Origin of the sequence: Pseudomonas sp. SMN11 (assembly GCF_052041945.1) — a bacterium.
In the GTDB taxonomy this organism is placed as follows: Bacteria; Pseudomonadota; Gammaproteobacteria; order Pseudomonadales; family Pseudomonadaceae; genus Aquipseudomonas.
The window spans coordinates 75,270-100,709 of sequence record NZ_JBKGGW010000014.1; the positions used below are offsets into that span (position 1 = coordinate 75,270).

29 protein-coding genes and 1 pseudogene are annotated in these 25,440 nt (G+C 64.3%); 16 read left to right on the top strand and 14 right to left on the bottom strand.

The window, feature by feature from the left end; translation table 11 throughout:
- Positions 1–76 precede the first annotated feature (76 nt).
- Entirely contained in the window at positions 77–406 is a 330-nt protein-coding gene (locus tag ACLEJU_RS14365) for a ComEA family DNA-binding protein (protein ID WP_435422883.1), read from the top strand.
- 61 nt (positions 407–467) lie between these two features.
- On the opposite strand, the gene ACLEJU_RS14370 is transcribed toward ACLEJU_RS14365, so the two are convergent.
- A complete protein-coding gene (locus ACLEJU_RS14370; protein ID WP_103449638.1) occupies positions 468–635 on the bottom strand; it encodes a DUF2897 family protein in 168 nt (55 codons plus the stop codon).
- Between the two features lie 185 nt (positions 636–820).
- On the opposite strand from ACLEJU_RS14370, the gene pyrF reads away from it, so the two are divergent.
- Complete coding sequence (pyrF, locus tag ACLEJU_RS14375) at positions 821–1,522, top strand: orotidine-5'-phosphate decarboxylase (RefSeq protein ID WP_435422884.1); 702 nt, start codon at positions 821–823, stop codon at positions 1,520–1,522.
- A gap of 174 nt (positions 1,523–1,696) precedes the next feature.
- Here the strand turns inward: pyrF and kdsA are convergent, their stop codons facing one another.
- Positions 1,697–2,539, bottom strand: a complete 843-nt coding sequence (gene kdsA / locus ACLEJU_RS14380; RefSeq protein ID WP_435422885.1) for a 3-deoxy-8-phosphooctulonate synthase — start codon at positions 2,537–2,539, stop codon at positions 1,697–1,699.
- Between the two features lie 57 nt (positions 2,540–2,596).
- A complete protein-coding gene (locus ACLEJU_RS14385) occupies positions 2,597–3,598 on the bottom strand; it encodes an NADP-dependent oxidoreductase (RefSeq protein ID WP_435422886.1) in 1,002 nt (333 codons plus the stop codon).
- 172 nt (positions 3,599–3,770) lie between these two features.
- Here ACLEJU_RS14385 and ACLEJU_RS14390 point away from each other — a divergent pair, with 172 nt between their 5' ends.
- The 3 genes from ACLEJU_RS14390 (at position 3,771) to ACLEJU_RS14400 (ending at position 6,406) form a co-directional block, all read left to right on the top strand.
- Positions 3,771–4,532 (top strand): SDR family oxidoreductase, encoded by a 762-nt coding sequence (locus ACLEJU_RS14390; RefSeq protein ID WP_435422887.1) that lies wholly within the window; start codon positions 3,771–3,773, stop codon positions 4,530–4,532.
- A 99-nt stretch (positions 4,533–4,631) separates the two neighbouring features.
- Positions 4,632–5,471 carry a lipopolysaccharide biosynthesis protein gene (locus tag ACLEJU_RS14395; RefSeq protein WP_435422894.1) on the top strand — a complete coding sequence of 280 codons (840 nt, stop codon included), beginning with the start codon at positions 4,632–4,634 and terminating at the stop codon, positions 5,469–5,471.
- On the top strand, positions 5,468–6,406 hold the full coding sequence (locus ACLEJU_RS14400) for a hypothetical protein (RefSeq protein ID WP_435422888.1): 939 nt from the start codon (positions 5,468–5,470) through the stop codon (positions 6,404–6,406). The genes ACLEJU_RS14395 and ACLEJU_RS14400 overlap by 4 nt, the downstream gene beginning before the upstream one ends.
- Before the next feature lie 6 nt (positions 6,407–6,412).
- Here ACLEJU_RS14400 and ACLEJU_RS14405 read toward each other — a convergent pair whose 3' ends face one another.
- Positions 6,413–7,573, bottom strand: a complete 1,161-nt coding sequence (locus ACLEJU_RS14405) for an MFS transporter (protein WP_435422889.1) — start codon at positions 7,571–7,573, stop codon at positions 6,413–6,415.
- A 165-nt stretch (positions 7,574–7,738) separates the two neighbouring features.
- On the opposite strand from ACLEJU_RS14405, the gene ACLEJU_RS14410 reads away from it, so the two are divergent.
- The 3 genes and pseudogenes from ACLEJU_RS14410 (at position 7,739) to ACLEJU_RS14420 (ending at position 11,191) form a co-directional block, all read left to right on the top strand.
- The gene (locus ACLEJU_RS14410; protein ID WP_435422890.1) at positions 7,739–9,136 is read left to right on the top strand and encodes a PLP-dependent aminotransferase family protein; all 1,398 of its coding nucleotides are present in this window, start codon (positions 7,739–7,741) and stop codon (positions 9,134–9,136) included.
- A gap of 969 nt (positions 9,137–10,105) precedes the next feature.
- Positions 10,106–10,330, top strand: a pseudogene (locus ACLEJU_RS14415) (HAMP domain-containing protein); the annotation flags it as partial.
- Positions 10,328–11,191 (top strand): methyl-accepting chemotaxis protein, encoded by an 864-nt coding sequence (locus ACLEJU_RS14420; protein ID WP_435422895.1) that lies wholly within the window; start codon positions 10,328–10,330, stop codon positions 11,189–11,191. The pseudogene ACLEJU_RS14415 and the gene ACLEJU_RS14420, both read left to right, overlap by 3 nt.
- 125 nt (positions 11,192–11,316) lie before the next feature.
- Here the strand turns inward: ACLEJU_RS14420 and ACLEJU_RS14425 are convergent, their stop codons facing one another.
- Positions 11,317–12,507, bottom strand: a complete 1,191-nt coding sequence (locus ACLEJU_RS14425) for a benzoate/H(+) symporter BenE family transporter (RefSeq protein ID WP_435425209.1) — start codon at positions 12,505–12,507, stop codon at positions 11,317–11,319.
- 145 nt (positions 12,508–12,652) lie between these two features.
- Between ACLEJU_RS14425 and ACLEJU_RS14430 the strand changes: the two genes are divergently transcribed.
- Positions 12,653–13,255, top strand: coding sequence for a glutathione S-transferase family protein (locus ACLEJU_RS14430; RefSeq protein ID WP_435425210.1), 603 nt, complete (start codon positions 12,653–12,655; stop codon positions 13,253–13,255).
- A 143-nt stretch (positions 13,256–13,398) separates the two neighbouring features.
- On the opposite strand, the gene ACLEJU_RS14435 is transcribed toward ACLEJU_RS14430, so the two are convergent.
- The 5 genes from ACLEJU_RS14435 to ACLEJU_RS14455 all read right to left on the bottom strand — a co-directional run bounded on the left by ACLEJU_RS14435 (position 13,399) and on the right by ACLEJU_RS14455 (position 16,076).
- Positions 13,399–13,764 (bottom strand): glutaredoxin, encoded by a 366-nt coding sequence (locus ACLEJU_RS14435; protein WP_435425211.1) that lies wholly within the window; start codon positions 13,762–13,764, stop codon positions 13,399–13,401.
- Positions 13,765–13,822: 58 nt separating this feature from the next.
- Positions 13,823–14,368 carry a GTP cyclohydrolase I FolE gene (gene folE / locus ACLEJU_RS14440; protein WP_103449647.1) on the bottom strand — a complete coding sequence of 182 codons (546 nt, stop codon included), beginning with the start codon at positions 14,366–14,368 and terminating at the stop codon, positions 13,823–13,825.
- Positions 14,369–14,439: 71 nt separating this feature from the next.
- A complete protein-coding gene (locus ACLEJU_RS14445; protein ID WP_254480967.1) occupies positions 14,440–15,000 on the bottom strand; it encodes a Smr/MutS family protein in 561 nt (186 codons plus the stop codon).
- Positions 15,001–15,076: 76 nt separating this feature from the next.
- Positions 15,077–15,397, bottom strand: coding sequence for a hypothetical protein (locus tag ACLEJU_RS14450; RefSeq protein WP_110639706.1), 321 nt, complete (start codon positions 15,395–15,397; stop codon positions 15,077–15,079).
- A gap of 88 nt (positions 15,398–15,485) precedes the next feature.
- Positions 15,486–16,076, bottom strand: coding sequence for a cysteine hydrolase family protein (locus tag ACLEJU_RS14455; protein WP_103449650.1), 591 nt, complete (start codon positions 16,074–16,076; stop codon positions 15,486–15,488).
- A 180-nt stretch (positions 16,077–16,256) separates the two neighbouring features.
- Between ACLEJU_RS14455 and prmB the strand changes: the two genes are divergently transcribed.
- Complete coding sequence (prmB, locus tag ACLEJU_RS14460) at positions 16,257–17,165, top strand: 50S ribosomal protein L3 N(5)-glutamine methyltransferase (protein WP_103449651.1); 909 nt, start codon at positions 16,257–16,259, stop codon at positions 17,163–17,165.
- A 37-nt stretch (positions 17,166–17,202) separates the two neighbouring features.
- Here the strand turns inward: prmB and ACLEJU_RS14465 are convergent, their stop codons facing one another.
- Both ACLEJU_RS14465 and ACLEJU_RS14470 read right to left on the bottom strand, forming a co-directional pair.
- The gene (locus ACLEJU_RS14465; RefSeq protein ID WP_435425212.1) at positions 17,203–17,991 is read right to left on the bottom strand and encodes a hypothetical protein; all 789 of its coding nucleotides are present in this window, start codon (positions 17,989–17,991) and stop codon (positions 17,203–17,205) included.
- Between the two features lie 101 nt (positions 17,992–18,092).
- Positions 18,093–19,055, bottom strand: a complete 963-nt coding sequence (locus tag ACLEJU_RS14470) for an alpha/beta hydrolase (protein WP_435425213.1) — start codon at positions 19,053–19,055, stop codon at positions 18,093–18,095.
- A gap of 142 nt (positions 19,056–19,197) precedes the next feature.
- On the opposite strand from ACLEJU_RS14470, the gene aroC reads away from it, so the two are divergent.
- The 3 genes from aroC to ACLEJU_RS14485 all read left to right on the top strand — a co-directional run bounded on the left by aroC (position 19,198) and on the right by ACLEJU_RS14485 (position 22,112).
- Positions 19,198–20,289, top strand: a complete 1,092-nt coding sequence (gene aroC / locus ACLEJU_RS14475; RefSeq protein WP_435425214.1) for a chorismate synthase — start codon at positions 19,198–19,200, stop codon at positions 20,287–20,289.
- Between the two features lie 132 nt (positions 20,290–20,421).
- Entirely contained in the window at positions 20,422–21,579 is a 1,158-nt protein-coding gene (locus ACLEJU_RS14480) for an MFS transporter (RefSeq protein WP_435425215.1), read from the top strand.
- Positions 21,576–22,112: an oxidase gene (locus tag ACLEJU_RS14485; protein WP_435425216.1), complete on the top strand. Its 537-nt coding sequence runs from the start codon at positions 21,576–21,578 to the stop codon at positions 22,110–22,112. The genes ACLEJU_RS14480 and ACLEJU_RS14485 overlap by 4 nt, the downstream gene beginning before the upstream one ends.
- 123 nt (positions 22,113–22,235) lie before the next feature.
- On the opposite strand, the gene ACLEJU_RS14490 is transcribed toward ACLEJU_RS14485, so the two are convergent.
- Positions 22,236–22,508 (bottom strand): DUF3509 domain-containing protein, encoded by a 273-nt coding sequence (locus tag ACLEJU_RS14490; RefSeq protein WP_435425217.1) that lies wholly within the window; start codon positions 22,506–22,508, stop codon positions 22,236–22,238.
- Between the two features lie 266 nt (positions 22,509–22,774).
- On the opposite strand from ACLEJU_RS14490, the gene ACLEJU_RS14495 reads away from it, so the two are divergent.
- Both ACLEJU_RS14495 and ACLEJU_RS14500 read left to right on the top strand, forming a co-directional pair.
- The gene (locus ACLEJU_RS14495) at positions 22,775–23,299 is read left to right on the top strand and encodes an ankyrin repeat domain-containing protein (protein WP_435425218.1); all 525 of its coding nucleotides are present in this window, start codon (positions 22,775–22,777) and stop codon (positions 23,297–23,299) included.
- Positions 23,300–23,358: 59 nt separating this feature from the next.
- On the top strand, positions 23,359–23,889 hold the full coding sequence (locus tag ACLEJU_RS14500; protein ID WP_152959332.1) for a hypothetical protein: 531 nt from the start codon (positions 23,359–23,361) through the stop codon (positions 23,887–23,889).
- A 154-nt stretch (positions 23,890–24,043) separates the two neighbouring features.
- Here the strand turns inward: ACLEJU_RS14500 and ACLEJU_RS14505 are convergent, their stop codons facing one another.
- Positions 24,044–24,982, bottom strand: a complete 939-nt coding sequence (locus ACLEJU_RS14505; protein ID WP_435425219.1) for a ZIP family metal transporter — start codon at positions 24,980–24,982, stop codon at positions 24,044–24,046.
- A gap of 124 nt (positions 24,983–25,106) precedes the next feature.
- On the opposite strand from ACLEJU_RS14505, the gene ACLEJU_RS14510 reads away from it, so the two are divergent.
- Positions 25,107–25,298 (top strand): PLDc N-terminal domain-containing protein, encoded by a 192-nt coding sequence (locus ACLEJU_RS14510; protein ID WP_110639697.1) that lies wholly within the window; start codon positions 25,107–25,109, stop codon positions 25,296–25,298.
- Positions 25,299–25,440: the final 142 nt, after the last annotated feature.

Consider the following 25,440-nt stretch of genomic DNA (forward strand, 5'->3'; position numbering starts at 1 on the left):
GCCCCTTTCGGACCGATACTTTGAGCAGGCAGCCATGGAAACGCTGCCTCGTTAATCCATCCGAAGGAGTGTCTGTATGCGTAATACCGTTCTTTCCTACCTGTTGCTGCCCCTGTTCGCCGGCCTCGCGTTTTCTGTCAGCGCCGCGCCGGCGGATACGCCGGTCACTCAGCCGGTGCCGATGGTGAGCCAGAAAACCACCGGGTCCGCACTGCTGAACCTCAACCAGGCAGATGCCGCAACCTTGCAAAAAGAACTCAATGGTATCGGTAAGGCCAAAGCCGAAGCCATCGTGGCCTATCGCGAGGCTAACGGGGCGTTTGCTTCAGTGGATGAGCTACTCGAGATCAAAGGCATCGGCAATGCGCTGCTGGAGCGTAATCGCGACAAATTGAGTGTGGAGTAACACGCGTTCCCAGGGCGGTGCTTGCGCCATGCAAATCCGCCCTAACTGTCAGCGTTCGTGCTTACCGGTCCTGCGCATCCTTGGCATCGGCCTCTGCATTGCGTTCATGCACCTTGCGCAGTTGCTCTTCGGTCAGGGGCAGCTTTTTCGCCGTATCGCGCAGCATCATCAGCCCGCCGATGATCGAGCCGAGGGCTATGATGAGTATCAGCCAGGCATACCAGGGCATCGTGTGTTCTCCTGTCAGCGTCACGGGGCAGTGCTTGTACAAATATTGAGCAATTGCCAGTTCCGTTGGTTCAATTATAGGCATCACGTCTTGCCGGGCCAATTCCGTTGACCCGCGGCCCCCAAAGCCTGTGCCACTTCGTTTACAATGCGCGCCGTTTACGACTTGCCAAGAGAACCTCGACCATGTCCGCCTGCCAGACGCCCCTGATCGTCGCCCTGGATTTCCCTACCCGTGACGCCGCCCTGAAGCTGGCTGACCAGCTCGACCCCGCCCTGTGCCGGGTAAAGGTTGGCAAGGAACTGTTCACCAGCAGCGCTTCGGGCATCGTCGAAACCCTGTGCGCGAAGGGCTTCGAGGTATTCCTCGACCTCAAGTTCCACGACATACCTAACACCACGGCCATGGCGGTCAAGGCTGCTGCCGAGATGGGTGTATGGATGGTCAACGTGCATTGCTCCGGTGGCCTGCGCATGATGGCTGCCTGCCGCGAAGAGCTGGCCAAGCGCAGTGGCCCGCAGCCGCTGCTGATCGGCGTGACCGTGCTCACCAGCATGGAGCGTGATGACCTGGCCGGTATCGGCCTGGACGTGGACCCGCAAGAACAAGTGCTGCGTCTGGCGGCGCTGGCCGAAAAGGCGGGCATGGACGGCCTGGTCTGCTCGGCACTGGAAGCCCCGGCGCTGAAGGCTGCGCACCCGGCGCTGCAACTGGTCACCCCGGGCATTCGCCCTGCGGGCAGTGCCCAGGATGACCAGCGCCGTATCCTCACCCCGCGCCAGGCGCTGGATGCAGGTTCCGACTACCTGGTGATCGGCCGCCCGATCAGCCAGGCGGCAGACCCGGCCCAGGCGCTGGCAGCCGTGGTGGCAGAAATCCGCGGCTGATATCAGCCAACAAAAAGGGCCGACATGCACAGTGCATGTCTGCCCTTTTTTTGAGCGCTCGGCGGAGCATTTTTAGCGTCGGTGAGATCGAGCGCATCACCTCAGAAAACCAGGCAAGCACCTGGCAGCCACGTTCCCGACATTGCGTGAAGAACCTTTTTTACTGCCCTCGAATCAGGCAATAACCAGCGGTTGGAAGCCTTTGATCAGGTCGTCCAGCGCCTTGATCTGGGCCAGGAACGGTTCCAGCTTGTCCAGTGGCAGAGCGCTTGGTCCATCGCACTTGGCCTGGTCCGGGTTCGGGTGTGCCTCCAGGAAAAGGCCCGCCAGGCCAACGGCCATGCCGGCACGGGCGAGGTCGACGACCTGCTCGCGGCGGCCACCGGAGGCTGCGCCGGACGGGTCGCGATTCTGCAGGGCGTGGGTCACGTCGAAGATGATCGGCAGGTTGTCGCAGGTGCGCTTCATCACGCCGAAACCAAGCATGTCGACCACCAGGTTGTCGTAGCCCATGCAGGTGCCACGGTCGCACAGGATCAGCTGATCGTTACCGGCTTCCTTGAACTTGTGCACGATGTTCTGCATCTGCGAGGGGCTGAGGAACTGCGGCTTCTTGATGTTGACTGGCTTGCCGGTCTTGGCCAATGCCACCACCAGGTCGGTCTGGCGGGCGAGAAAGGCGGGCAGCTGCAGCACGTCGACCAATTCAGCCACCGGCGCGCACTGGTAGATTTCGTGTACGTCGGTGATGATCGGTACACCGAACTCGGCCTTTACCTTCTCGAAAATGCGCAGGCCCTCTTCCATGCCCGGGCCACGGTAGGAGTGGATCGAGGAGCGGTTGGCCTTGTCGAAGCTGGCCTTGAACACGTACGGAATGCCCAGTTTCTCGGTAACCCGGACGTACTCGGCGCAGGCGGTCAGGGCCAGGTCCTCGGACTCGAGCACGTTGATGCCGCCGAAGAGGACGAACGGGGCGGTGTTGGAGCACTCGATGGTGGGGGTGATCTTGATCATGGTCTACTCTGCAAATCCCAGTCACTGGTTTCAGTGGCGATAGCCAATCTTACAGACTCACACCTTCAACACCAACTTGCCGAAGTTCTCGCCGCTGAACAGCTTGAGCAGCGTCTCGGGGAACGTCTCCAGCCCTTCGACCACATCCTCCTTGCTCTTGACCTTGCCGGTGGCCAGCCAGCCGGCCATCTCCTGCGCGGCCTTGCCGTAGTCCTTGGCGTGGTCCATCACCACGAAACCTTCCATGCGGGCGCGGTTCACCAGTAGCGCCAGGTAGTTGGCCGGGCCTTTGACGGCTTCCTTGTTGTTGTACTGGCTGATGGCGCCGCAGATGACGATGCGTGCCTTGAAGTTGATGCGGGTAAGCACGGCGTCGAGGATGTCGCCGCCGACGTTGTCGAAGTACACGTCAACGCCCTTGGGGCATTCGCGCTTCAGGCCGGCCAGCACGTCTTCGGCCTTGTAGTCGATCACGCCGTCGAAGCCCAGTTCGTCCTTGAGGTACTGGCACTTCTGCGCGCCACCGGCGATGCCGACCACATGGCAGCCCTTGAGCTTGGCGATCTGGCCGACGATGCTGCCCACCGCGCCGGCTGCGCCGGAGATGACCACGGTGTCGCCGGTCTTGGGCTGGCCAACCTCCAGCAGGGCGAAGTAGGCGGTCATGCCGGTCATGCCCAGGGCCGAGAGGTAGCGGGGCAGTGGGGCGAGGTTGGGGTCGATCTTGTGCAGGCCCTGGGGTTCGCCGGTGAAGTAGTCCTGCACGCCGAGGGCGCCGCTGACATGGTCACCGGGCTTGTAGTCCGGGTGGTTGGAGGCGACCACTTCGCCGACGCCCAGAGCACGCATTACCTGGCCGAGGGCGACGGGCGGGATGTACGACTTGCCTTCGTTCATCCAGCCGCGCATGGCCGGGTCCAGCGACAGGTACAGGTTGCGCACCTGGATCTGGCCGGCGGCAGGGGCGTCGGCGGGCACCGTCTCGAAGGTGAAATCGTCACGGCGCACGGCGCCGACCGGGCGTTTGGCAAGCAGGAAGCGGCGGTTGGTCTGGGTCATGGCAGGTCCTTGTGGGCAATGAGGTACAGCAGTCAATTTAACCCGCTGATGCAGGTTGGTCCGCAAAATCACTGGTAAGCATGGTAGCCCAACCGCTGCCTTGATGATGCTGCCCAGCCGGGCGGCGGGCTGACTAGACTCAGGGCCAATTCATCACCCCCAGGAGCAGACGATGAGCATGACCTTTTCCGGCCAGGTAGCACTGGTCACCGGTGGCGCGGCGGGAATTGGCAGGGCGACGGCACTGGCCTTTGCCCGCGAGGGCCTGAAGGTGGTAGTGGCCGATCGCGACGCGGCCGGTGGCGAGGCCACGGTCGCCTTGATTCGCGAAGCGGGTGGCGAAGCACTGTTCGTGGCCTGTGATGTGACCCAGGATGCCCAAGTGCGCCAGCTGCACGAGCGGGCCATCGAGGGCTACGGGCGGCTGGATTACGCCTATAACAATGCCGGCATCGAAATCGAACAGGGGCGCCTGGCCGAGGGTAGCGAGGCGGAGTTCGACGCCATCATGGGCGTCAACGTCAAGGGCGTGTGGCTGTGCATGAAATACCAGCTGCCGTTGTTGCTGGCCCAGGGTGGCGGCGCGATCGTCAACACCGCCTCGGTGGCCGGCTTGGGTGCGGCGCCGAAGATGAGCATCTACGCCGCCTCCAAGCATGCGGTGATCGGCCTGACGAAGTCGGCGGCCATCGAGTACGCCAAGAAGGGCATCCGGGTGAATGCCGTGTGCCCGGCGGTGATCGACACCGACATGTTTCGCCGCGCCTACGAGGCAGACCCACGCAAGGCCGAATTTGCCGCCGCGATGCACCCGGTCGGGCGTATCGGCAAGGTCGAGGAAATTGCCAGTGCCGTGCTGTACCTTTGCAGTGACGGGGCCGCGTTTACCACCGGGCACAGTTTGGCGGTGGATGGTGGGGCCACCGCGATTTGAACCAAGGATGAAATATATCGCGCAAAATCTTGACGCATAACGTTAAGTTGTGTAAAGGCGGAATGATTGTTTGCTGTCTATACTTTTGCTTCTCAGAGTATGGGGGCAACAGTGGAAGCAGAAAGTGGCAACAAGCCAGCCCGGCATCCTTCGATCATGGACTTTGCGGCCTGTCGGGGGATAGCCGAGGGGCCCGTGTTCATCGTCGCGTCGGGTGCCTCGGCAAAGGGCTTTCCCATGCAGCGCTTCGCCAATGTGCCGATGATCACGCTCAACGGCGCGATCTCGATGTTCTCGGAACAGGGCCCGCGTCCGTACTTCTACGTGTGTACCGACACCGGGTTTGCGCACCAGCAGCCTGAGCTTTATGCGAAGGCAGTGCGCCTCAGCCGGCGCCTGGCGATCTGGCCAAGTGAAGTTGAAGCACTGCCGGTATCGACCAAGGCGCAGGTCTTTCCGCTGGCCAAGGCGGCGCGCTCGCGCCTGTTCGACTCGCTGTTCAATGCCGATCCGGCCTTGGTGCGCAGCCGTGCCTTCTGGGGCAATCGCTCGCGCTCGGTGGGTTTCAGCAAAGACCTCTCGCAAGGCTTTTTCGATGCCCGCACGGTGGCGTATGCCGCGCTGCAAATAGCCTGTCACCTGGGCTTCAACCAAGTTTTCCTGGTGGGGGTGGACCTCGATCAGTCGGTGGGGCGCTTTTATGAAACCCCAGGCCAGGCGGCTTCGCGCTGCCACCTGGACGAGGCCTATCAACGGCGCATCCTGCCCTCGTTCAGGCTGATGGCCGATCGAGTGGTCGGCGAAGACTTTGCCGTCTACAACCTCTCTGCCACGTCGAAAATCCCGGATTCGGTCATCCCGAAAATTTCTGTCGAACAGGCCCAGGCGATCATTCTTGGCAACGCTGCGCAGGCTTCACTGTGCAGTCACCCCGCGTGACCGTTTTCTTCCTCGGCTGGCAGGCCCGCTACGAGCAGATCATGATCGAACACCTGGCGCAGTCGCACGCGGTGCGGGTGTTCCGGTTGCCTGCTTACGCACGCAGGGTCGTGCGCCTGGCACGAGCGTTGGGTGGTGCATCGGCGTTGCTGAGGTGGCTTGGCAGGCGAGCGAGCGCCGCCAACCGGGCCACCACCAACGACCTTCTGGTGTGCAACGAGGGCCAGCTCAAGCGTGGGCGCCAGCTGCATCTGGTGCAGTGCTTCCCCGGCCAGCGGGTGCTGCTGGTGCGGGACCTGGTCGATGTCGCTTTTGTCGAGCGCATGCGGCCGCTGTTCGATCGTATCTACAGCTACGACCCCTTGCAGTGCGAGCGCCTGGGGATGCTCCACCTGGAGCAGTTTTTCCCATTCGATCCCGACAACGCCAGGCCGCCCTCAGCCGAACAGGGCGCAGCATGTCAGCGGTCGTTGTGCTTCTTCCTGGGGCGCGACAAAGGCCGTGCCCATCGCTTGCAGGCCTTGGCGCAAGAGCTGGGCGACCTGGGCTGCGCGCTTGATTTCCTGATCGTCAAGGACGCTACCAGCGAGGCACCGGGCAGCTACCACGTCGACGCGGTGCTGCCGTACGAGGCCAACCTGGCCAGGGCCATGGCCTGCGATGTGCTGGTGGAGATCAACCAGCCGGGCCAGGCCGGCCTGACCTTGCGGCCGCTGGAAGCTGCGTTCTTCGACAAGCAGCTGATCACCGATAACCGTCGGGTCAGGGACACAGCCTTCTACCATCCCGACCGCTTCTATGTGCTGGGGGATGAGCAGCGCGAGCTGCAGGCGTTTCTGGCCAGCAACGCGCCGGTGGTGTCGCCGGATGCGCTGCGCAAACATACCCCTAAGGGGTTGCTGGAGCGCTTGTTGGAGGACGCTGTTCGGGGTTGATCCGGCTCAATGGCTGTTGGCTGGTTGCACGCTTTGCCTTGCGCCCTGCAACGCTCCGGCAACGGCCACGCAGCCCGCCAGCAAGACCCCGCCAAACCCCAGCAAGGCCATGCCCGAGCCCAGGCGGTCACTCAGTATCCCAGTCAGGATCACCGGCACGCTGAAGCCCAGGTAGGCCAGCAGGAAGAACCCCGCACTGGCGCGTGTTTTCTCGGCTCCGGCCAGTTCATTCACCGCCGCCAGCCCGCCGAGGTAGATGAACCCGTAGCAGGCACTGCTGGCTGCCACCGCGCCGGCGAGCACTGCCCAGAGGCGTCCGCTTTCGGCGCCCCAGGCCAGCAAGGCATAGCTGCACGGCAGGATCGCCAGGCCCAGCAGGGTGGCTGCACGGCTGGACATGCGCCGGGCCAGCGGCTGGAACAGCAGGCCGCAGCTGATCACGCAGAACGTCGAAAACCCTGACCATGCGCTCAAGTTGTGCTGGCGCAGGATCCCGGGCAGCAGGGCGATCACCAGCCCGACGCAGGCCCAAGCCAGTAGAATGGCCAGGCCATACACTACGCTGCCGCGCGGGTAGCAGGGCAGTCGCAGCATGGCACTGCGCTGCGCCGGGCGTGGGTCGGGCAAGCGCCACACCAGCAGCACAGCCACTGCGCCAAGCAGCAGCTGCAGGTGGAAGCTGCCGGGCGTCAGGCTCGGGCCGCGCAGCAGGAACAGGCTGGTCAGCGCCGCGCCCAGGCCAAAGCCCAGTGAGGTGCTGGCGGTGACCCAGTTGGCGGCACGCGCACTGCTGTCGGCGCCCATCAGCTCAGCCATGTAGGCCGTTGCCGTGGCCGAAGCCAGGCCTGTGCCCAAGCCCAGGAAGAAGCGCGCTACGCCGAGGCTCAGCAGGCTGGGGGCGAACAGCATGAGCAAGGTGGCGACCATGGACAGCACGAGCGCGGCGAGGATCAGCGGCCGCCGCCCGACCCGGTCGGCCAGCCCGCCCAGGGCCAACAGCACCGGCAGCACGCCCAGCACATAGCCGGAAAAGGCCACTGCGGTCGCGGCGGCGCCCTGGCCGGAGAGGTCGGCATAGGTGATGTACAGCGGGGCCTGCAGGTTGACCGCCAGGGTGATCAGGCACAGGGCAAAGGCCAGCAGGGCGGGGGAGTGGTGCGAAGGCATGGGTACGATCCTGGTTCTTGGGTTGTCAGTACCGGCCTATTCGCGGGTTTACCCGCGAAAAGGCCGGTACAGGAAACACTGCCCTTCACCCCAACCCTCAACAAGGCACACCCAGGCTTCATTTATGCTTAACTGTTCGCCCAAAACCTCCAAACACTTCCTGCCATGTACTTCACCCTCGACCGTCAAAACCCCACCCCGCTGGTGCAGCAACTCACCGACCATCTGCTGGCCTGGATCGAACAGCAGCGCCTGCGTCCCGGTGCCCGCCTGCCATCGATCCGCAGCCTGGCCCGCGACCAGTCGGTCAGTGCATCCTGCGTAATCGAAGCCTACGACCGTCTGGTCGCCAGCGGCTGGCTCGAGGCACGTCATGGCACCGGCTTCTTCGTTGCCGAGCGCAAAGCCACCGTCGCGGCCGAGCATCAGCCGGTGTGGGGTGAGGCGGGCGATGGCAGCTGGCGCCAGTTCCGCGAAGGCCATGACGAATTGCTCAAGCTTGGCTGCGGCTGGTTGCCGAACAGCTGGCGCGCAGACGTCGAACTGGCCCAGGCGATCCGCCAGGTCAGCCGCGGCAACCCACAGGACCTGTTCGACTATTGCCCGCCGCTGGGCCTGGCCAGCCTGCGCCAGCACTTGCACAAGCGCCTGGCACGGCTGGACATCACTGCCGGGCCCGAGCGCATCCTCACCACCCAAGGTGCCAGCCATGGCCTCGACCTGCTGGTACGTACCTTGTTGCGCCCCGGCGACACCGTGCTGGTAGAGAACCCTGGCTACTACAACCTGTACAACCTGCTGCGTCAGCATCAGGTACGCATGTTGCCGGTGCCGCGCACGGCGACCGGCCCTGACCTTGCCGTGCTCGAGCGCTTGCTGGCCGAGCATCGCCCACGTTGCCTGTTCACCAACAGCCTGTACCAGAACCCCACTGGCACCAGCCTTGCGCCCAAGGTTGCCTATCGCCTGCTGGAGCTGGCCCGCGAGTACGACCTGCGCATCATCGAAGACGATATCTACGCTGACTTCCAGGAGGGCCCGGCCACCCGCCTGGCCACTCTCGACAGCGAGCAACGGGTGATCTACCTGGCCAGTTTCTCCAAGACCCTGAGCAGTTCGCTGCGCGTCGGCTACCTGGTGGCCGATGCTCCCTTGGTGGCGCGCCTGGCCGAGCTGAAGATGGTCAGTGGCATCGGCACCTCGCGCTTTGCCGAGCAGGTGGTCGGGCAGATGCTGGCCAACGGCAGCTACCGCAAGAGCGTCCAGCGCCTGCGGGTGCGGCTGGGGCAGCACATGGCCAAATTGCTCGGGCAGCTGGAACAGTACGGCTGGCAGGTGTTCTGCGAGCCGTGTGGCGGCATGTTCGTGTGGGCGCGGGTGCCTGGGCATGATTTTGCCAGCCTCGAACGCCTTGCGCTGGAGCATGCGGTGTTGCTTACTCCGGGCAGTGCCTTCGACTACCAGGGCGCTGCCAGCGACTGGCTGCGCATCAATGTCGCCTACGGGCAGGACGCCCGTGCCCAGGGCTTCCTTCAGCACGCAGGGCGACCTTCAGCTAGCTGATCGCGACACGCTCATAGCCATTTGACACCATTTTGGCGCCAACCTCTTGTTAGCAGGGCGATAACGTTGCCACGCTTGGCCCTCGGCAAAACCTGGCACGGTGGAGGGGGATCGGCGATGGCGACGAGCAGGCACGGTGTTCTGGCCAACTTGGGCATGGCCCGCAAACTGGGCCTGGGCTTTGCCCTGGTGTTGCTGTTGACCGTAGCGGTGGCAGCCATCGGCATCGCGGCGCTGCACAGCGTCGGCCAGCGCTTCGACGGCCTGCGCCAACTGGGCCAGATCAATACCGACCTGTTGCGGCTGCGCCAGCACGAGCAGGCCTTTGCCTTGCGCTCCGATATCAAAGAGGCCGAGGCCTTGCGCAGCGGTTTGCAGAATCTTGCCGAACGCGCCCGAAGCCTGCCAGCGCTGGCGGCGGCTGAAGCTGACCTCGCGGCTTACGGCCAGGCCTTCGAAGCTTTCGTCGAAGCGGTGCAGGCCAAGGAGCTGGCGCTGGACATGGCCAGTTGGTCGGTGTCCAGCGTGGCCAACAACCTCGATGTGCTGCAGGCCGGCCTGGCCGACGATGCCACCTACACGCTCAAGCAGTCCCAGGGCCAGCAAGGCGGCGAGTTCCTTGAGCAGGCCGGGCAGGTGGCACAGGTGTCGCGGCTGATGCTGCAAGCCATGGACGAAGCCCGGGTGCGCCTGGACAAGAGCCGCAAGGGCGAGGAGGGGGAGCAAGGCCGCATCGCCCAGACGGTCGAGGCGGCGCAACTGGTCGAGCAGCTCAAGGCCGCCGTCGGTGACGCGGGCTACCAGAGTGTGCTCAGCGAGGTAGCCGGGCACATTGTCAGCTTTACCGACAAGCTCAACGAATACACCGACCTGCTGGGCAAGGAGCAAGGCATCAAGGCGCAGTTGCAGGCGCGTGCCGAGCAGGTCACGGGCCGGGTCGACCAGGCCTATGCTGCCGATCAGCAGGCGATGCAGGCCGAGCTGACGCGCAACAGCCTGGCCATCGCCCTTGCCACCGGGCTGGCGTTGCTGGTGGGCCTCCTCGCCGCCTGGCTGATTACCCGCGCCGTGGTCGGCCCGCTCAAGCGCGTGATCGGCCGTGCCCAGCGCATTGCTGCAGGCGAGTTGAGCCAGGAGAGCGAGGCGGCGCGCAGTGATGAAGTCGGCCAATTGATGCAGGCCATGCAGTCGATGGCCGCCGGGCTGTCTGGCGTGGTCAGCGGCCTGCAGCAGGGGATCGAGCAACTGGCCGGCAGCGCTCAGGCGTTGTCGGCAGTGACCGAGCAGACCAACCGTGAAGTCGGCAGCCAGAAGGAAGAGACCGAGCAGGTGGCCACCGCGATGCAGCAGATGACCGCCACCGTGCACGACGTGGCGCGCAATGCCGAGGAGGCCGCACAGGCGGCGCAGGCCGCCGATGACAAGGTCGACGCCGGGCAACGCGTGGTGCGCGAGAGCATGCAGCGCATCGAGCAGCTGGCGACGGCTGCGGATACGGCCAGTGCCGGCATCGACAGCCTGAGTGCCGAGATCCACACCATTGGCGATGTGTTGGCGGTGATCAAGAGCGTCGCCGAGCAGACCAACCTGCTGGCGCTCAACGCCGCCATCGAGGCGGCCCGGGCGGGTGAGCAAGGGCGTGGTTTTGCGGTGGTGGCCGACGAAGTACGGGCGCTGGCCCGGCGTACCCGGCAGTCGACCGAGGAAATCGAACGGCTGGTGGCCAGCCTGCGCGGCAATGCCCAGCAGTCGGTGGAGCAGATCCGTGGCAGTACCGAGCTGGTGCGCCTGGCCGTGGCCGATGCGCTGCAGACCGAAAGCGCGCTGGGCAGCATCGCAGTGGCGGTGTCGTTGATCCAGCAGATGAACCAACAGATTGCCGCGGCCGCCGAGCAGCAGAGTTCGGTGGCTGAAGAGATCAGCCGCAGTGTGACGCAGATTCGTGGCAGTGCCGACCAGGCGGCGCTGGCGATGCAGGACAATGCCCGGTCCAGTATCGAGCTGGCGCAGCTGGGCAATGACCTCAAAGGCATGGTCGGCCATTTCAGGCTGTGATTGCCTGCACTGGCCTCTTCGCGGGCACGCCCGCTCCCACAGGGATATCACCGCTCTCAGGCCTTGTGATATCTCTGTGGGAGCGGGCGTGCCCGCGAAGAGGCCGGTACAGGCAAAGAATTTCCTCAGGCCTTACGTGGATTGAGGATCAGCAAGGTCAAAACCCCCGCCACGATCCCCCAGAACGCCGAGCCGATCGAGAACAAGGTCAACCCCGAAGCCGTCACCATGAAAGTGATCAGCGCCGCCTCGCGCTCCCTGGCTTCGCTCATGGCCACGGTCAGCCCGTTCATGATCGAACCGAACAGCGCCAGCGCCGCAATCGACAGCACCAGCTCCTTCGGCAGCGCCGCGAACAAGGCCGCCAGGGTGGCGCCGAAGGTGCCGGCAATGCCATAGAAAATCCCGCACCACACCGCTGCGGTATAGCGCTTGCTCGGGTCTTCATGGGCGTGCGGCCCGGTGCAGATCGCCGCACTGATCGCCGCCAGGTTGACCCCGTGCGAGCCGAACGGAGCCAGCAGCAGCGAAGCCAGGCCTGTCGTTGAAATCAGCGGCGAGGCGGGCACCTGGTAGCCGTCAGCGCGCAGCACCGCCACGCCGGGCATGTTCTGCGAGGTCATTGCCACCACGAACAGCGGGATGCCGATGCTGATGGTCGCGGCCAGCGAGAAGCTCGGCGTGGTCCACACCGGGGTGGCCACCTCCAGCTTGAAGCCGCTGAAGTCGAGCAGGCCGAGGGCGCCGGACAACGCCGTGCCCACCAGCAAGGCGGCCAGTACGCAATAGCGTGGTGACAGGCGCTTGACCAGCAGGTAGCTGAAGAACATGCCCAGGACCAGCAAGGTGCGATGCTGGGCGGCAACGAAGATCTCGCTGCCGATCTTGAACAGGATCCCGGCCAGCAAGGCCGAGGCCAGCGATGCCGGAATGCGCTTGACCAGGCGCTCGAAGCTGCCGGTCAGCCCGCAGATCAGCACCAGCAGCGCACACGTGATGTAGGCACCTATCGCTTCACCGTAGCTGACCCCGCCCAGGCTGGTAATCAGCAGTGCTGCGCCGGGGGTCGACCAGGCCACGGTGATCGGGGTGCGGTAGCGCAGCGACAGGCCGATGCTGCACGCTGCCATGCCGATCGACAGCGCCCAGATCCACGAAGAAATCTGCGCGTTGGTCAGGCCGGCCGCCTGGCCGGCCTGGAACATCAGCACCAGCGAGCTGGTATAGCCGGTGAGCATGGCGATGAAACCGGCGACTACCGCCGACGGGGAGCTGTCTGCCAGAGGCCGCAGGCGTGCGGAGGTGGCATCGGTCATTGGTTGGGTCCTTGTCCATGTGTAAGCAGTTTTTTCAGACTAACGCGGGCGGGATTGATCCTTGCCATACAGCAGGCATTGCTTTTAGCCGTACAGTCGCCAACTATTGGGCAAATCTTCGCAACTGCATGGGAGGGGACGGGCGATGTTCAAGGTGTATGGTGACTACCAGTCAGGCAACTGCTACAAGGTCAAGCTGATGCTCAGCCTGCTCGACCGCCCGTATGAATGGCAGTCGGTGGATATCCTCAAGGGTGAGACAGAAACGCCGGAGTTCCTGGCCATGAACCCCAATGGCAAGGTGCCGGTGCTCAAGCTTGAGGACGGTACCTGCCTGTGGGAATCGAACGCCATCCTCAACTACCTGGCCGACGGCAGCGAGTTCCTGCCCAGCGAGCCGCGCCTGCGGACCCAGGTGTTGCAGTGGCAGTTCTTCGAGCAGTACAGCCATGAGCCGTACATTGCCGTGGCGCGGTTCATCCAGTTCTACTTGGGGCTGCCGGACGAGCGCGTGGAGGAGTACCGCAAACTGCACAAGGGCGGTTACAAGGCGTTGAAGGTGATGGAGCGGCAGTTGCAGATGACGCCGTATCTGGTCGGGGACCAGTACTCGATTGCCGATGTGGCGCTGTATGCCTACACCCATGTGGCGCATCAGGGCGGCTTTGACCTGACGGATTACCCGGGAGTGCGCGCCTGGCTGGAGCGGGTGGCCAGTCATCCTCGGCATGTGCCGATGGTCGAGTAAGCTGGCGCGATCCCTGTGGGAGCCGCGCTTGCCGGCGATGGGCCGCGAAGCGGCCCCGGAATTTTTGCAACAACCTTGAAATCGTGGGGCCGCTTAGCGGCCCATCGCCGGCAAGCGCGGCTCCCACAAGGGGCACGCAGGGCTTAGGCGAAGCGCTTGTCCAGATAGGCAATGATGGCCTTGGATTCATACATCCAGGTCACCTTGCCCGCTTCTTCGATGCGCAGGCACGGCACTTTCACCCGGCCACCGCCTTCGTGCAGCGCCTGGCGATGCACGTCGTCGTTCTTGGCATCACGCAACGCCACCGGCACGTTCAGGCGGTGCAGGGTGCGGCGGGTCTTCACGCAGAACGGGCAGGCGTGGAACTGGTATAGCGCGAGGCCCTTGGCCTCTTGCTCGACACGCGCCTGGGCCGCCGCATCACGCTTGCGCTTGGCCGGGCGGCTGATCCAGTCGCCGAACACGATGAGCTGGCCGAGGCCGACCCGCAGGGCTTTGACGATCATGGGCTACTCCTGAAATGCAAAAGCCGACCCCTGGGGGCCGGCTCGGGTCATGCGCCGATCACTTGATCAGGCTGAGGAACTCGCTGCGAGTCGAGGCGTTTTCACGGAACTCGCCCAGCATCACCGAAGTGAGCATGGTCGAATTCTGCTTCTCCACGCCACGCATCATCATGCACATGTGCTTGGCTTCGATGACCACCGCCACGCCGGCGGCGCCAGTCACCTGCTGCACGGCCTCGGCGATCTGGCGGCTGAGGTTTTCCTGGATCTGCAGGCGGCGGGCGAACATGTCGACGATGCGCGCGACCTTCGACAGGCCCAGGACCTTGCCCTTGGGCAGGTAGGCCACGTGGGCCTTGCCAATGAAAGGCAGCATGTGGTGTTCGCACATCGAATACAGCTCGATGTCCCGGACCAGCACCATCTCGCTGTTGTCGGAGGTGAAGAGCGCGCCGTTGGTGACTTCTTCCAGCGTCTGCTCGTAACCGCGGCAAAGGTACTTCATGGCCTTTGCAGCCCGCTTGGGCGTGTCGAGCAGGCCCTCACGGGAGACGTCCTCGCCAAGTTGGCTGAGGATCTCGGTGTAGTTCTGTTCCAGGGACATGTATCTACCTGTGGGTAAAAAATCGCAAAAAGGAAGGGTACGGCGCCGCGCGCGGCGCTGCAAGCACGGCGTTACTCGTCGCGGCCTTCCATCATGGTTCGCTTGAGCATCACATACACCGCGCCAGTGCCGCCATGGCGGGCCTGGCACGAGGTGAAGCCGAGCACTTGCGGGTGCTGGCGCAGCCAGGTGTTGACGTGGCTCTTGATCATCGGGCGTTTGCCGTCCAGGCGTGCGGCCTTGCCGTGGGTCACCCGAACGCAGCGGACTTCCAGCTTAGTGGCTTCGGCGATGAAGGCCCACAGGGTTTCACGGGCCTTTTCCACGCTCATGCCGTGCAGGTCGAGGCTGCCCTCGAAGGCGATCTGGCCGAGCTTGAGTTTGCGGATCTGGCTTTCCTGCACGCCGTCGCGGCGCCACATCAGCTCGTCTTCGGCACCGACGTCGATGACGAACTGATCGGACAGGCCGTCGATCACCAGGGTCTGGTCACTGCGCACTGTCGCGGCCTGGCGCAGGCCGGCCAGCTGCTTGCGGTCGGTTTTCGGCTTGCCCACGTCAGCGCGGTCGTGCTTGATCGGCTTGACGCCGCGCACTTCAGCGCTGAACAGGGAAAAATCGTCGTCTTGCATGGTGCCTCCACATGGGCGGCGTAGTTTACGCGATCAACCCAGTGTCGTCAGTACCGGCCTTTTCGCAGGTAAACCACTAATCATGCTTTTTCATCAGGTGCGGCGACAGGTTCAGCTCGCGCCCGCGGCGCAGGCGAATGCGGCTGCGTCGCCAGAAGCGCACGCCAAGGTACAGCAGCAACAGCCCGACCACGGCCAGGATGCTGGCCAGCGGGCGGTTGGCATTGAGTTCGGCCAGGGCGGTGTAGTTGCCGAGCAGCCCGGCGATGCCGGCCATGGCCAGCAGCACGCCGAGCGTGGCGATCAGGGCCGACAGGCCGGCGGCAATACGCGCACCCCAGTTACGCGGTTCACGCGGGCGCAGACGCTTGGCGTCGAAACTGCCTTTGAGCTTCATTCCAGTTTCCTCTGTGGACATCCGGAATTCGACCTGGGCCCGGCCCTTGGGTTCCGCCCGGCTGCCGGGCGGTCATCGCAACGTCAGCTCAGATCAGGCTGGCGGTAGGGGCGACACAGGCGAAGTTGTCGGCCATCACGGCCATTTCACACGCGTGGATCTGGGCGGCGGGGATCACCTGATCCTTGAGCGCCAGGTCACGGGTTGCCGAGGCGTCTTCCACCAGGGTGCAACGATAACCATAGTCCTTGGCACGGCGCACGGTGGTGCTGACGCTGGAGTGGCTCATGAAACCGCACACGATCAGGTCCAGGTGCCCCAGCGCCTGCAGGGTGTCGTGCAGCTTGGTGTTCTTGAAGGCGTTGGGCATGCGCTTTTCGATGATGATTTCACCTTCGCGTGGCTCCAGGCCTGGGATGAACTGGCCGGCCGGGCCCTGCGGGTCGAAGCGCCCGCCAACGGTACCGAGGTGGCGAACGTGGATGATCGGACGGCCGGCCTTGCGGGCGGCGTCGAGCAACCGGGCGATGTTGGCCACGGCCTCGTCCATGCCCGACAGTTGCAGAGGACCGCTCAGGTATTCCTTCTGCGCATCGATGATGATCAGGCTGGCTTGGCTCAGCTTGGCCGGCGGGTAGTCGCGGCCAGTGAGGCGGAACATCGTGGTTGGAACGGACATCAAGGGCTCCTTGGATAGGGCTTTTGTATACCTATTCTCCCTTGCCTTGGCGCCAATGGGAATGGTTGACATCGCAAGCGGCGTGGTTACTGGCCTGTGGCCTGCCATTGGGGCATCGCGGGGAACAAATGTGCGGGTGGGGCTGTTAGACTTTTGTACGGTCTGAATTAGGAGTACCCCGTGATCACATCTCGTCTGCGCACGTTGCGCGACCATATCCGCTGGGCGGTCAGCCGCTTCCATGAGCACGAGCTGTTCTTCGGCCACGGCGCCGACAATGCCTGGGACGAAGCCCGCCTGCTGGTGCTGGGCGCCGTGCACCTGCCATGGGAAATCGCCGACAGCTACCTGGACTGCCAGCTCGAGGACGACGAGCGGGTACGCCTGCAGCACCTGCTCAAGCGCCGCATCGAAGAGCGCGTGCCGACCGCCTACCTGCTGGGCGAAGCCTGGTTCTGCGGCATGTCGTTCATCGTCGACGAGCGTGTGCTGGTGCCCCGTTCGCCGATCGGCGAGCTGATCGAAAAGCGCTTTGAACCGTGGCTGGCGCAGGAGCCGGCACGCATCCTCGACCTGTGCACCGGTTCGGGCTGCATCGGTATCGTGGCTGCCGAAGTGTTCCCCGAGGCCGAAGTGGTGTTGGCCGACCTGTCGTTCGACGCGCTGGAAGTGGCCAACCAGAACATCGAGCGCCATGGGCTCGACGAGCGTGTGTTCACCGTGCAGGGTGATGGCTTCGCGGGGCTGCCGGGGCAGCGTTTCGACCTGATCCTGTCCAACCCGCCGTATGTCGACGCCGAGGACTTCGGCGACATGCCGGCCGAATATCATCACGAGCCTGAAATGGGCCTTGCCTGCGGCAACGACGGCCTGGACCTGGTGCGGCGGATGCTGGCCGAGGCGGGCGACCACCTGACCGACAAAGGTTTGCTGATCGTCGAGGTTGGTAACAGCCAGGTGCATGTCGAGGCACTGTACCCGGAAGTGGACTTTGCCTGGCTGGAGTTCGAGCGTGGCGGGCATGGTGTGTTCATGCTCACCGCCGAGCAGTGCCGTCAGCACCAGGAGCTGTTCAAGGCTCGCGTCTGATTCTGGATTGCCGGGGCTGCAAAGCAGCCCCAGTTGTTTACCGGGTAGCGATCCAGATCAGCAACCCCGCCTGGAACACGGCAAACGCCACCAGGCAGGTGATGGTAAAGCGCAAGCCGCTATCCTCGCGCCGATACTTGGCCACCCGCTCATCGCGTTCGCGCAGTTGCCCCTCTTTCTCCAGCAACTGTTGCTCGGCCTGCTGCAACATGCCCGCCGCATCCAGCATGCTCAACTGCTGCACCTTCTCGGTATTCCAGCCGCCCTTGAGCTGGCTCACCGTGGTATCTAGCGTGCGGCCCTTGAGGTGCTGCGGGTCGGCGTATTCCACTTCCATGCCGCAGGCGGTGATGAATCGGTCGCGGCGCAGGCGGGTATCTTCGTTCAGCGCATCCTTGTTTGGCAGCGCCATGCCTTCGACCCGGTAGTTCGACCAGCGGCGCTGCAGCCACTGCACGGCCTGGCCAAGCATGAAGCGGCCGAGGCCACGGTTCAGCGGCTCCAGTTGCAGGCCGCTGTCGCTGCCGAGGGTCACCAGGCGCTCGGTGTGATCCACTCGCACATCCAGCTGGTTCTGCTCCTTGCGCACTTTCTGCCCGGGCAGGCGGATTTCCATGCGCAGCAGGCTGTGGGCCTTGTCATGGCGCTCTGCATAGGCGAACTCGACGAAGCGCAATGGCCGTGCACCGCTGTTGCGGTCGGTGGGCAAGGGCGCCAGGCGCAGCAGCTGGAAATGTTCGACCGCAAGGTCGGCCCAGGGCAGAGCGGCAGGTTCCGGAGCAGGCGGCTCTTCGGCCGGTTCGACGGCGGCGGGGGCATCGGTCATCAAGGCATTTCCTCAGATACGGGCGGGCGCTGACGGGGCCACAAAGCGGCCCAATCAGCACCGATACCGCGTTATCGGCAGGTTTTGCCGATGTTTGAGGGTCAGGCCGAAGGCAACTGGTGAATGAAACTGACCACCCGCTCGCCGAGTTCCCGCGCCAGTGGCAGTTCCGGGTTGAGGTAGCTGTCACGCTGCAGGTGCATGTCCTTGGGGCTGATGCGCAGCATGTGGTTCATGCCGTCAATCAGGACCAGCTGCGCATCCGGCTTTGCTGCCTTGAGGCGTTCGGCATCGGCCACGTCGACCTGCACGTCGTTGCGGCCCTGCACGATCAGCGCAGGCATCGGCAAGCGGGCGAAGGCCTGTGCCGGGTCCTGCTGGAGCAGGGTGATCAGGTAGGGCTGCACGCTGGGACGGAACACCTGGCGCAGTGGTGTCGGCACATCGAGGGTGGTCTGACCGGCCTGCAGGCGGTCGAGCAGGGCGCTGCCACCGGCCAGTTGCGCTGGCGACATGCGCTGGGCCAGCTGCTCGCGGAGCACGTCCGCCAGTGGCCGGCCCATGCCGGCCAGGGTGATCACCGCGCTGGCGCCGGCACGCTCGGCGGCCAGGCTGGCGATCAGCGCCCCTTCGCTGTGGCCGACCAGGATCAGCGGGCCGAAGCGTGGGTCGGCCTTGAGCTTGCGGCTCCAGGCCACCACATCGTCGACGTAGCGTTGCACGCTGAGGTCGCGCTCATCCGGCGTGGCCGGCTGGCTCGCCGCCACCCCGCGCTTGTCGTAGCGCACGCTGGCGATGTGCTCGTTGGCCAGCACCAAGGCCAGGCGCTTGAGGTTGTCGACGCGCCCCGAGGCCGGGTTGTTGCCGTCGCGGTCGGTGGGGCCGGAGCCAGCGATGATCAGCACCACCGGCGGTGGCGTGGCCTGTTGCGGCAGCAGCAGGCTGCCGTGCAGCACACCCTGGCCCGTGTCCAGGTCGATGGGGCGTTGCAGCACGGTGGGGGCAGCGGCTTGAGCCATGCCCGTGCACAGCAGGAGGAAGAAGGCGACGAGGCGCGACATCATGCGGTACTACAGTGGGGAGATGACGCTTTGACCCAATGTTTGCGGGAAGGTTCGCAGGCAGGGCCCACGCAGCGCACAGATTGCCATTCCATCTGTATACTGCCCGCTTTCGTTCATCTCAGGCAGATTTCGCGGAGCGTCCATGTCCGGCAATACCTACGGCAAGCTGTTCACTGTCACCACCGCTGGCGAAAGCCATGGCCCGGCGTTGGTCGCCATTGTCGATGGTTGCCCGCCTGGCCTGGAAATCTCCCTCGCCGACCTGCAGCACGACCTCGACCGGCGCAAGCCTGGCACCAGCCGGCATACCACCCAGCGACAGGAAGCCGACGAAGTGGAGATCCTCTCCGGCGTGTTCGAAGGCCGTACCACGGGCTGCTCGATCGGCCTGCTGATCCGCAACACCGACCAGAAGTCCAAGGACTACTCGGCGATCAAGGACCTGTTCCGCCCGGCCCACGCCGACTACACCTACCACCACAAGTACGGCATCCGCGACTACCGTGGCGGCGGCCGCAGCTCGGCCCGGGAAACCGCCATGCGCGTGGCCGCCGGTGCCATTGCCAAGAAGTACTTGGCAACCCAGGGCATCCAGGTGCGTGGCTACATGAGCCAGTTGGGCCCGATCGAGATCCCGTTCAAGAGCTGGGACTCGGTGGAGGAAAACGCCTTCTTCAGCCCCGACCCGAGCAAGGTGCCGCAACTCGAGGCCTACATGGACCAGCTGCGCCGTGACCAGGATTCGGTCGGAGCGAAGATCACCGTGGTGGCCGAAGGCGTGATGCCAGGCCTGGGCGAGCCGATCTTCGACCGCCTCGACGCCGAGCTGGCCCATGCGCTGATGAGCATCAACGCGGTCAAGGGTGTGGAAATCGGCGCCGGTTTCGCCAGCGTTGCGCAGCGTGGCACCGAGCACCGTGACGAACTGACCCCGGACGGCTTCCTCAGCAACAATGCCGGCGGCATCCTCGGTGGCATCAGCTCAGGCCAGCCGATCGTCGCCCACCTGGCGCTGAAGCCGACCTCCAGCATCACCACCCCGGGCCGCTCGATCGACGTCGATGGCAACCCGGTCGACGTCATCACCAAGGGCCGCCATGACCCGTGCGTCGGCATTCGCGCCACGCCGATCGCCGAAGCGATGATGGCCATCGTGCTGATGGATCACCTGCTGCGTCACCGCGCGCAAAATGCCGATGTGAAGGTCAACACCCCGGTGCTGGGCCAGCTCTGATTCGCCAGTGCCAACCTCTTCGCGGGTAAACCCGCTCCCACAGGGATATCACTGAACCTGAGGGCAGCGGGGGCTCTGTGGGGGCGGGTTTACCCGCGAAGAGGTCGGCACAGGTCCCACAAGGCTTATTCCATGCCTGCGATTCCCTACTGGCGCCTGTCCAGCTTCTACCTGTTCTATTTCGCCCTGCTGGGCTCCACCGCACCGTTCCTGGCCCTGTACTTCGACCACCTGGGGTTCTCCCCGGCTCGCATCGGCGAGCTGGTGGCCATCCCCATGCTGATGCGCTGCATCGCCCCCAACCTGTGGGGCTGGCTGGGTGACCGCAGTGGTCAGCGCCTGCTGATCGTGCGCCTGGGCGCCTTGTCGACCCTGGCCACCTTCTCGCTGATCTTCTTCGGCAAGAGCTACGCCTGGCTGGCGCTGGTCATGGCGCTGCACGCGTTCTTCTGGCATGCGGTGCTGCCGCAGTTCGAAGTCATCACCCTGGCCCACCTGCATGGGCAGACCTCGCGCTACAGTCAGGTGCGCCTGTGGGGTTCGATCGGCTTCATCCTCACCGTGGTCGGCCTGGGCCGGCTGTTCGAATGGCTGAGCCTGGATATCTACCCGGTGGCCCTGGTGACCATCATGGCCGGCATCGTCGCCGCCAGCCTGTGGGTGCCCAACGCCCAGCCGGTGGAGCAGAGCGAGCGCCCGGCGGCGGGCGGCTTCCTGCGCCAGCTGACGGCGCCAGGAGTGATCGCTTTTTATATCTGCGTGGCGCTGATGCAGCTCAGCCACGGCCCGTACTACACCTTCCTCACCCTGCACCTGGAACACCTGGGCTACAGCCGCGGCGCCATCGGCTTGCTGTGGGCGCTGGGGGTAGTGGCCGAGGTGCTGATGTTCATGGTCATGAGCCGCCTGTTTGCCCGCTTCAGCGTGCAGCGGGTACTGCTGGTCAGCTTCCTGCTGGCGGCGCTGCGCTGGCTGCTGCTGGGCAACCTGGCGGATGAGCCGGCCGTGCTGATCTTCGCCCAGTTGCTGCACGCGGCCACCTTCGGTTGCTTCCACGCCGCGTCCATCGCCTTCGTCCAGGCCAGTTTCGGTGCCCGCCAGCAAGGCCAGGGTCAGGCGCTGTATGCGGCGCTGTCGGGTACCGGCGGTGCGTTGGGCGCCTTGTATTCGGGCTACAGCTGGAAAATGCTGGGGCCGACCTTCACCTTTGGTATGGCCAGCGCCGCAGCGTTGGCGGCAGCCGTTATCATTGCCACTCGTTCGAAATCGACCAGGACCAGCAGCCGATGAGCATCCTCTGTGTTTTCCATCCGTCCAGCCCGGACTTGCCGAACAAGGTGCTGACCCACCACGACGACATCGCCGCGACCCTGGCCGAGCACGGCGTGCGCTTCAGCCATAGCCCGCTGGAGCTGCGCGTGCGCCCGGGCAGCAGCCAGGCGGATGTGCTCGACGCCTGTCGCGGGCACCTCGACCAACTGATGACGGACCAGGGCTGCGCGGCGTTCACGCTGCTCAACCGTGATGGCCTCGACCCGACCCAGGCCGATGTGCGCGACGAGCATGTGCACGACAGCGATGAAGTGTTCGCCGTGCTGACCGGCCGCGCACAAGTCGGCCTGCGCCTGGGCGAGTACGTATATGCGGTGTTGTGCGAAAAGGGAGACCAGCTGGTGGTGCCGGCAGGGACGCGACGTTGGGTGGAGCTGGGGGACAATCCGTTCTGCCTGGCGTTGCGCCTGTTTGGCAGTGAGCAGGGCGCGGAGCCGCGGTTTACCGGAGATGCGACTGCTCGGGCATTTCTCGGGATCGACGAGCTTTAGTGTCTGACCGGGCCCTATCGCGAGCTGCACTCGCTCCTGCCAGGCATCCCGCCATCCCTATGGGCAATGCAATACCCTTGCAGGAGCGAGCAAAGCTCGCGATAGGGCCGGTACAGACAAACCTCAGCGGTAGGTCGGCAGCGCAAACCGTTGCTGACTCTGCAGCATGGAAATCACCGGCAGCTCACTGGCCTGCTCGGCCAGGTCGCGGCGAATGGCACTGATCGCCCAGGACAACTGCTCGGCACTGTGCAACTGGCCGTAGGTCAGCACGCGGCGAGTGACCTTGCCATCAGCGGCGCGCAGGGTCAGCAGCACGCCACCGTCAGGGCGGGGCTGGGTGGCGACCTGGTAGGACGAGAACACCGAGACAAATTTTTCCTGGATGAGGTCCATATCAACTCCTGACTGTTGTGTGGGCAGACGTGAGTTGATCGTTGCAGTGACCGTGCCAGAACGTGAAGGCGGGGAAGTCCAGTAAATACAGGGTGTTATAGGGGATTTTCAGAAGCGGCATCGTGCAGGCTGCATGGTCGTGCATTTTGCACAGTGCATTTTGCACGGGTCAGGCGTTGCCTATCGGCCTCATAGAATCTGAACCTTTGACCGCAATGGCATGCCTGACAAAAACTTGGGCAATCATTTATGCCAGGAGGTTCCCGATGTCCGCTCAACCCACCGCTACCGCCATGACCGATGATGAAACCGCCGCTTTTGCCGAGCAGGTCTTCGAACGTGCCCGCCAGGGCGACGCCGAGATGCTCGGCCGCCTGCTGGCCAGCGGGCTGCCGGCCAACCTGCGCAATCACAAGGGCGATACCTTGCTGATGCTGGCCAGCTACCACGGCCAGCATGAAGCGGTGCGGGTGTTGTTGGCCCACGGCGCCGACCCGCTGATCGCCAACGACAACGGCCAGTTGCCAATCGCCGGTGCGGCGTTCAAGGGGGACCTGGCGATGATCCGTCTGCTGCTGGAAAGCGGCGTCCCAGTGGATGCTGCCGCACAGGACGGGCGCACCGCGCTGATGCTGGCGGCGATGTTCAACCGCGGCGAGATTCTCGACTTTCTGCTGGCCCAGGGCGCCGACCCGGCGCGCCAGGACGCCCGTGGCGCCACGGCGCTGATGGCGGCGCAGACCATGGGCGCGGTGGACGCCGCTGCACGCCTGCAAGCGCTGGCCGGCTAACTGCCTGGGGGCATTTGCGGCTATCCTTGGCGACTTTTCACCCGTCGCAGGCCCCCTTCATGAAAAACCAGTTGCTCGAATTCATCAGCCTCATCGGCGCCGGCTGCATGCGCGATGAGGACATCGAGCGCATCGCCGACGAGGCCGCCCAGGCCTACGCCGACCCCGCTGCCTTCCTCGCCGCCAACCCGGATATCAACTACGACGACAGCTTCCCGATCCCGCTTGGCGAATGGGTTGTGCTCGGCAGCCTGCCTGACACAGTGGTGTTCCAGGCCGACAGCTATCAGGAGCTGTTCCAGCACATCAGCGATTCGTTCGACCAGAGCGTGCCGTTCACCCTCAAGCCCAAGCAGCTGGCGCGCACCGAGCCGCTGACCGCACTCAATCGCATCCAGGTGCAGATGGGCGCGTTGAACAAGGAGGCGGGCGGTTATGTGCTGCTCAACTTCAGCCAGCTGCTCGATGACGAACTGCAGATGGTGATGGTTGGCCAACAGGACCTGGCGCGGGTGCTGGAGCTGGGGGCAGAGGTGGGGATCAAGGTGGAGCCGGCACTGGAGGCCCTGAAAGTCGCGGTGCACGTCTAAAAAGGGCATGCTGATCAACCTGTAGGAGCGGCCTTGTGTCGCGAAAGGGCCGCAAAGCGGCCCCAGCAATCGTTGTGACACATCAGATTGTCGGGGCTGCTCCGCAGCCCTTTCGCGACACGAGGCCGCTCCTACAGGGAGGTGCTGATCTCGCTTAGCCCAACGCGGTATCCAGAAACATCATCACTGCAAACCCACCCATCAACCCCAGGGTCGCCGCCGTCTGGTGCCCGTTACGGTGGGTTTCGGGAATCACCTCGTGGGACACCACGAAGATCATCGCCCCCGCCGCTAGCCCCATGCTGATCGGGTAGGCCAGGGCAAACCCGGTGGAAATGCCCAGGCCGATCACCGCGCCCAGGGGTTCCATCAGCCCCGATCCAATCGCCACCAGCGCAGCTTTCAGGTTCGACAGCCCGGTCGTCCGCAAGGCCAGGGCCACGGCCAGGCCTTCAGGGATGTCCTGGATGGCGATGGCGCTGGTCAGCGGCAGGCCGATGTTCATGTCGCCATTGGCGAAGCTCACCCCGATCGCCATGCCTTCGGGCAGGTTGTGCAGGGTGATCGCCAGCACGAACAGCCACACCCGGCTCAGCCGTTCGGCCTCCGGGCCGCAGGGGCCGGTGCTTTCATGCTCGTGCGGGGTGAAACGGTCGAGGCCGAGCATCAGCAGCACACCCAGGCCCATGCCCAGCACCACGGTGAATGCCGCCGCCGGGCCATTGCCGGTGATCGCCCGGGCGGCATCAAGGCCCGGCAGGATCAGCGAGAACGAACTGGCCGCCAGCATCATGCCGGCGGCAAAGCCGAGCATCACATCCTGGCTGCGCGTGCTGACATCGCGCAGCACCACCGCCAGCACCGCACCCAGGGCGGTGGCGGCAAAACCAGAAAGCCCGCCGAGCGCGGCCAGGTGCAGGTTGTCGGCATGGTCGCCGTTGATGGCGTTCCAGAAGCTGGCCGCCAGCAGCACGATCACCGCCAGCAAGCTCATGCCAAGGCCCGCGCTGAGCCATGGGGTGCTGTGCACCTGTTGGCGCCAGGCGCTCAGCAAAGAGGGCGGGGTGGCACTTTGAGTGGGGGCTGGGGGCATGTGAACCTCGTCTCCATTGATGCTTGCAGTTTATGCAGTGACAAGCGTGGCTCGCCAAGGATTCCCTTCTATAGCCTTGATAGGGGACTATGCTCAGCAACAGCCTTTCAAGGAGAACGCGGCAATGGGCTCTACTTTCAATGGCCTGGTCGGCCTGATCATCCTCGCCCTGGACATCTGGGCAATCCTCAATGTGATCAAGAGCAGCAGCGAAGTGGGGATCAAAGTGTTGTGGATTCTGCTGATTGCCCTGTTGCCGGTGATCGGCCTGGTGATCTGGGCGATTGCCGGGCCGCGGGGCAATGTGCGGATATGAAAGCCGCGTCCCAGACAAAATCAGCAATAGTAACGTGACAAAATTTTCACATTGGATTAAACAGAATCCGCTCCCGCATAATGCTTGCGTTGGGCCAGCCCCAACGCCACCTCCGCAAACCGCAATCCTAGGACCTTCCCAT

Excerpts from the sequence above, each read along its gene's own strand:
- folE (WP_103449647.1), bottom strand. The coding sequence starts at position 14,368 with ATGTCCCTGGAACAGAACTACACCGAGATCCTCAGCCAACTTGGCGAG.
- ACLEJU_RS14405 (WP_435422889.1), bottom strand. The coding sequence starts at position 7,573 with ATGCCTTCGCACCACTCCCCCGCCCTGCTGGCCTTTGCCCTGTGCCTG.
- ACLEJU_RS14505 (WP_435425219.1), bottom strand. The coding sequence starts at position 24,982 with ATGCCCCCAGCCCCCACTCAAAGTGCCACCCCGCCCTCTTTGCTGAGC.
- ACLEJU_RS14495 (WP_435425218.1), top strand. The coding sequence starts at position 22,775 with ATGTCCGCTCAACCCACCGCTACCGCCATGACCGATGATGAAACCGCC.
- ACLEJU_RS14485 (WP_435425216.1), top strand. The coding sequence starts at position 21,576 with ATGAGCATCCTCTGTGTTTTCCATCCGTCCAGCCCGGACTTGCCGAAC.
- ACLEJU_RS14445 (WP_254480967.1), bottom strand. The coding sequence starts at position 15,000 with ATGCAAGACGACGATTTTTCCCTGTTCAGCGCTGAAGTGCGCGGCGTC.
- ACLEJU_RS14450 (WP_110639706.1), bottom strand. The coding sequence starts at position 15,397 with ATGAAGCTCAAAGGCAGTTTCGACGCCAAGCGTCTGCGCCCGCGTGAA.
- pyrF (WP_435422884.1), top strand. The coding sequence starts at position 821 with ATGTCCGCCTGCCAGACGCCCCTGATCGTCGCCCTGGATTTCCCTACC.
- ACLEJU_RS14500 (WP_152959332.1), top strand. The coding sequence starts at position 23,359 with ATGAAAAACCAGTTGCTCGAATTCATCAGCCTCATCGGCGCCGGCTGC.
- aroC (WP_435425214.1), top strand. The coding sequence starts at position 19,198 with ATGTCCGGCAATACCTACGGCAAGCTGTTCACTGTCACCACCGCTGGC.
- ACLEJU_RS14385 (WP_435422886.1), bottom strand. The coding sequence starts at position 3,598 with ATGACCCAGACCAACCGCCGCTTCCTGCTTGCCAAACGCCCGGTCGGC.
- kdsA (WP_435422885.1), bottom strand. The coding sequence starts at position 2,539 with ATGATCAAGATCACCCCCACCATCGAGTGCTCCAACACCGCCCCGTTC.
- ACLEJU_RS14390 (WP_435422887.1), top strand. The coding sequence starts at position 3,771 with ATGAGCATGACCTTTTCCGGCCAGGTAGCACTGGTCACCGGTGGCGCG.
- ACLEJU_RS14490 (WP_435425217.1), bottom strand. The coding sequence starts at position 22,508 with ATGGACCTCATCCAGGAAAAATTTGTCTCGGTGTTCTCGTCCTACCAG.
- ACLEJU_RS14510 (WP_110639697.1), top strand. The coding sequence starts at position 25,107 with ATGGGCTCTACTTTCAATGGCCTGGTCGGCCTGATCATCCTCGCCCTG.
- ACLEJU_RS14455 (WP_103449650.1), bottom strand. The coding sequence starts at position 16,076 with ATGTCCGTTCCAACCACGATGTTCCGCCTCACTGGCCGCGACTACCCG.
- ACLEJU_RS14470 (WP_435425213.1), bottom strand. The coding sequence starts at position 19,055 with ATGATGTCGCGCCTCGTCGCCTTCTTCCTCCTGCTGTGCACGGGCATG.
- ACLEJU_RS14420 (WP_435422895.1), top strand. The coding sequence starts at position 10,328 with ATGGCCGCCGGGCTGTCTGGCGTGGTCAGCGGCCTGCAGCAGGGGATC.
- ACLEJU_RS14430 (WP_435425210.1), top strand. The coding sequence starts at position 12,653 with ATGTTCAAGGTGTATGGTGACTACCAGTCAGGCAACTGCTACAAGGTC.
- ACLEJU_RS14435 (WP_435425211.1), bottom strand. The coding sequence starts at position 13,764 with ATGATCGTCAAAGCCCTGCGGGTCGGCCTCGGCCAGCTCATCGTGTTC.
- ACLEJU_RS14365 (WP_435422883.1), top strand. The coding sequence starts at position 77 with ATGCGTAATACCGTTCTTTCCTACCTGTTGCTGCCCCTGTTCGCCGGC.
- ACLEJU_RS14370 (WP_103449638.1), bottom strand. The coding sequence starts at position 635 with ATGCCCTGGTATGCCTGGCTGATACTCATCATAGCCCTCGGCTCGATC.
- ACLEJU_RS14465 (WP_435425212.1), bottom strand. The coding sequence starts at position 17,991 with ATGACCGATGCCCCCGCCGCCGTCGAACCGGCCGAAGAGCCGCCTGCT.
- ACLEJU_RS14395 (WP_435422894.1), top strand. The coding sequence starts at position 4,632 with ATGGGGGCAACAGTGGAAGCAGAAAGTGGCAACAAGCCAGCCCGGCAT.
- ACLEJU_RS14410 (WP_435422890.1), top strand. The coding sequence starts at position 7,739 with ATGTACTTCACCCTCGACCGTCAAAACCCCACCCCGCTGGTGCAGCAA.
- ACLEJU_RS14425 (WP_435425209.1), bottom strand. The coding sequence starts at position 12,507 with ATGACCGATGCCACCTCCGCACGCCTGCGGCCTCTGGCAGACAGCTCC.
- ACLEJU_RS14480 (WP_435425215.1), top strand. The coding sequence starts at position 20,422 with ATGCCTGCGATTCCCTACTGGCGCCTGTCCAGCTTCTACCTGTTCTAT.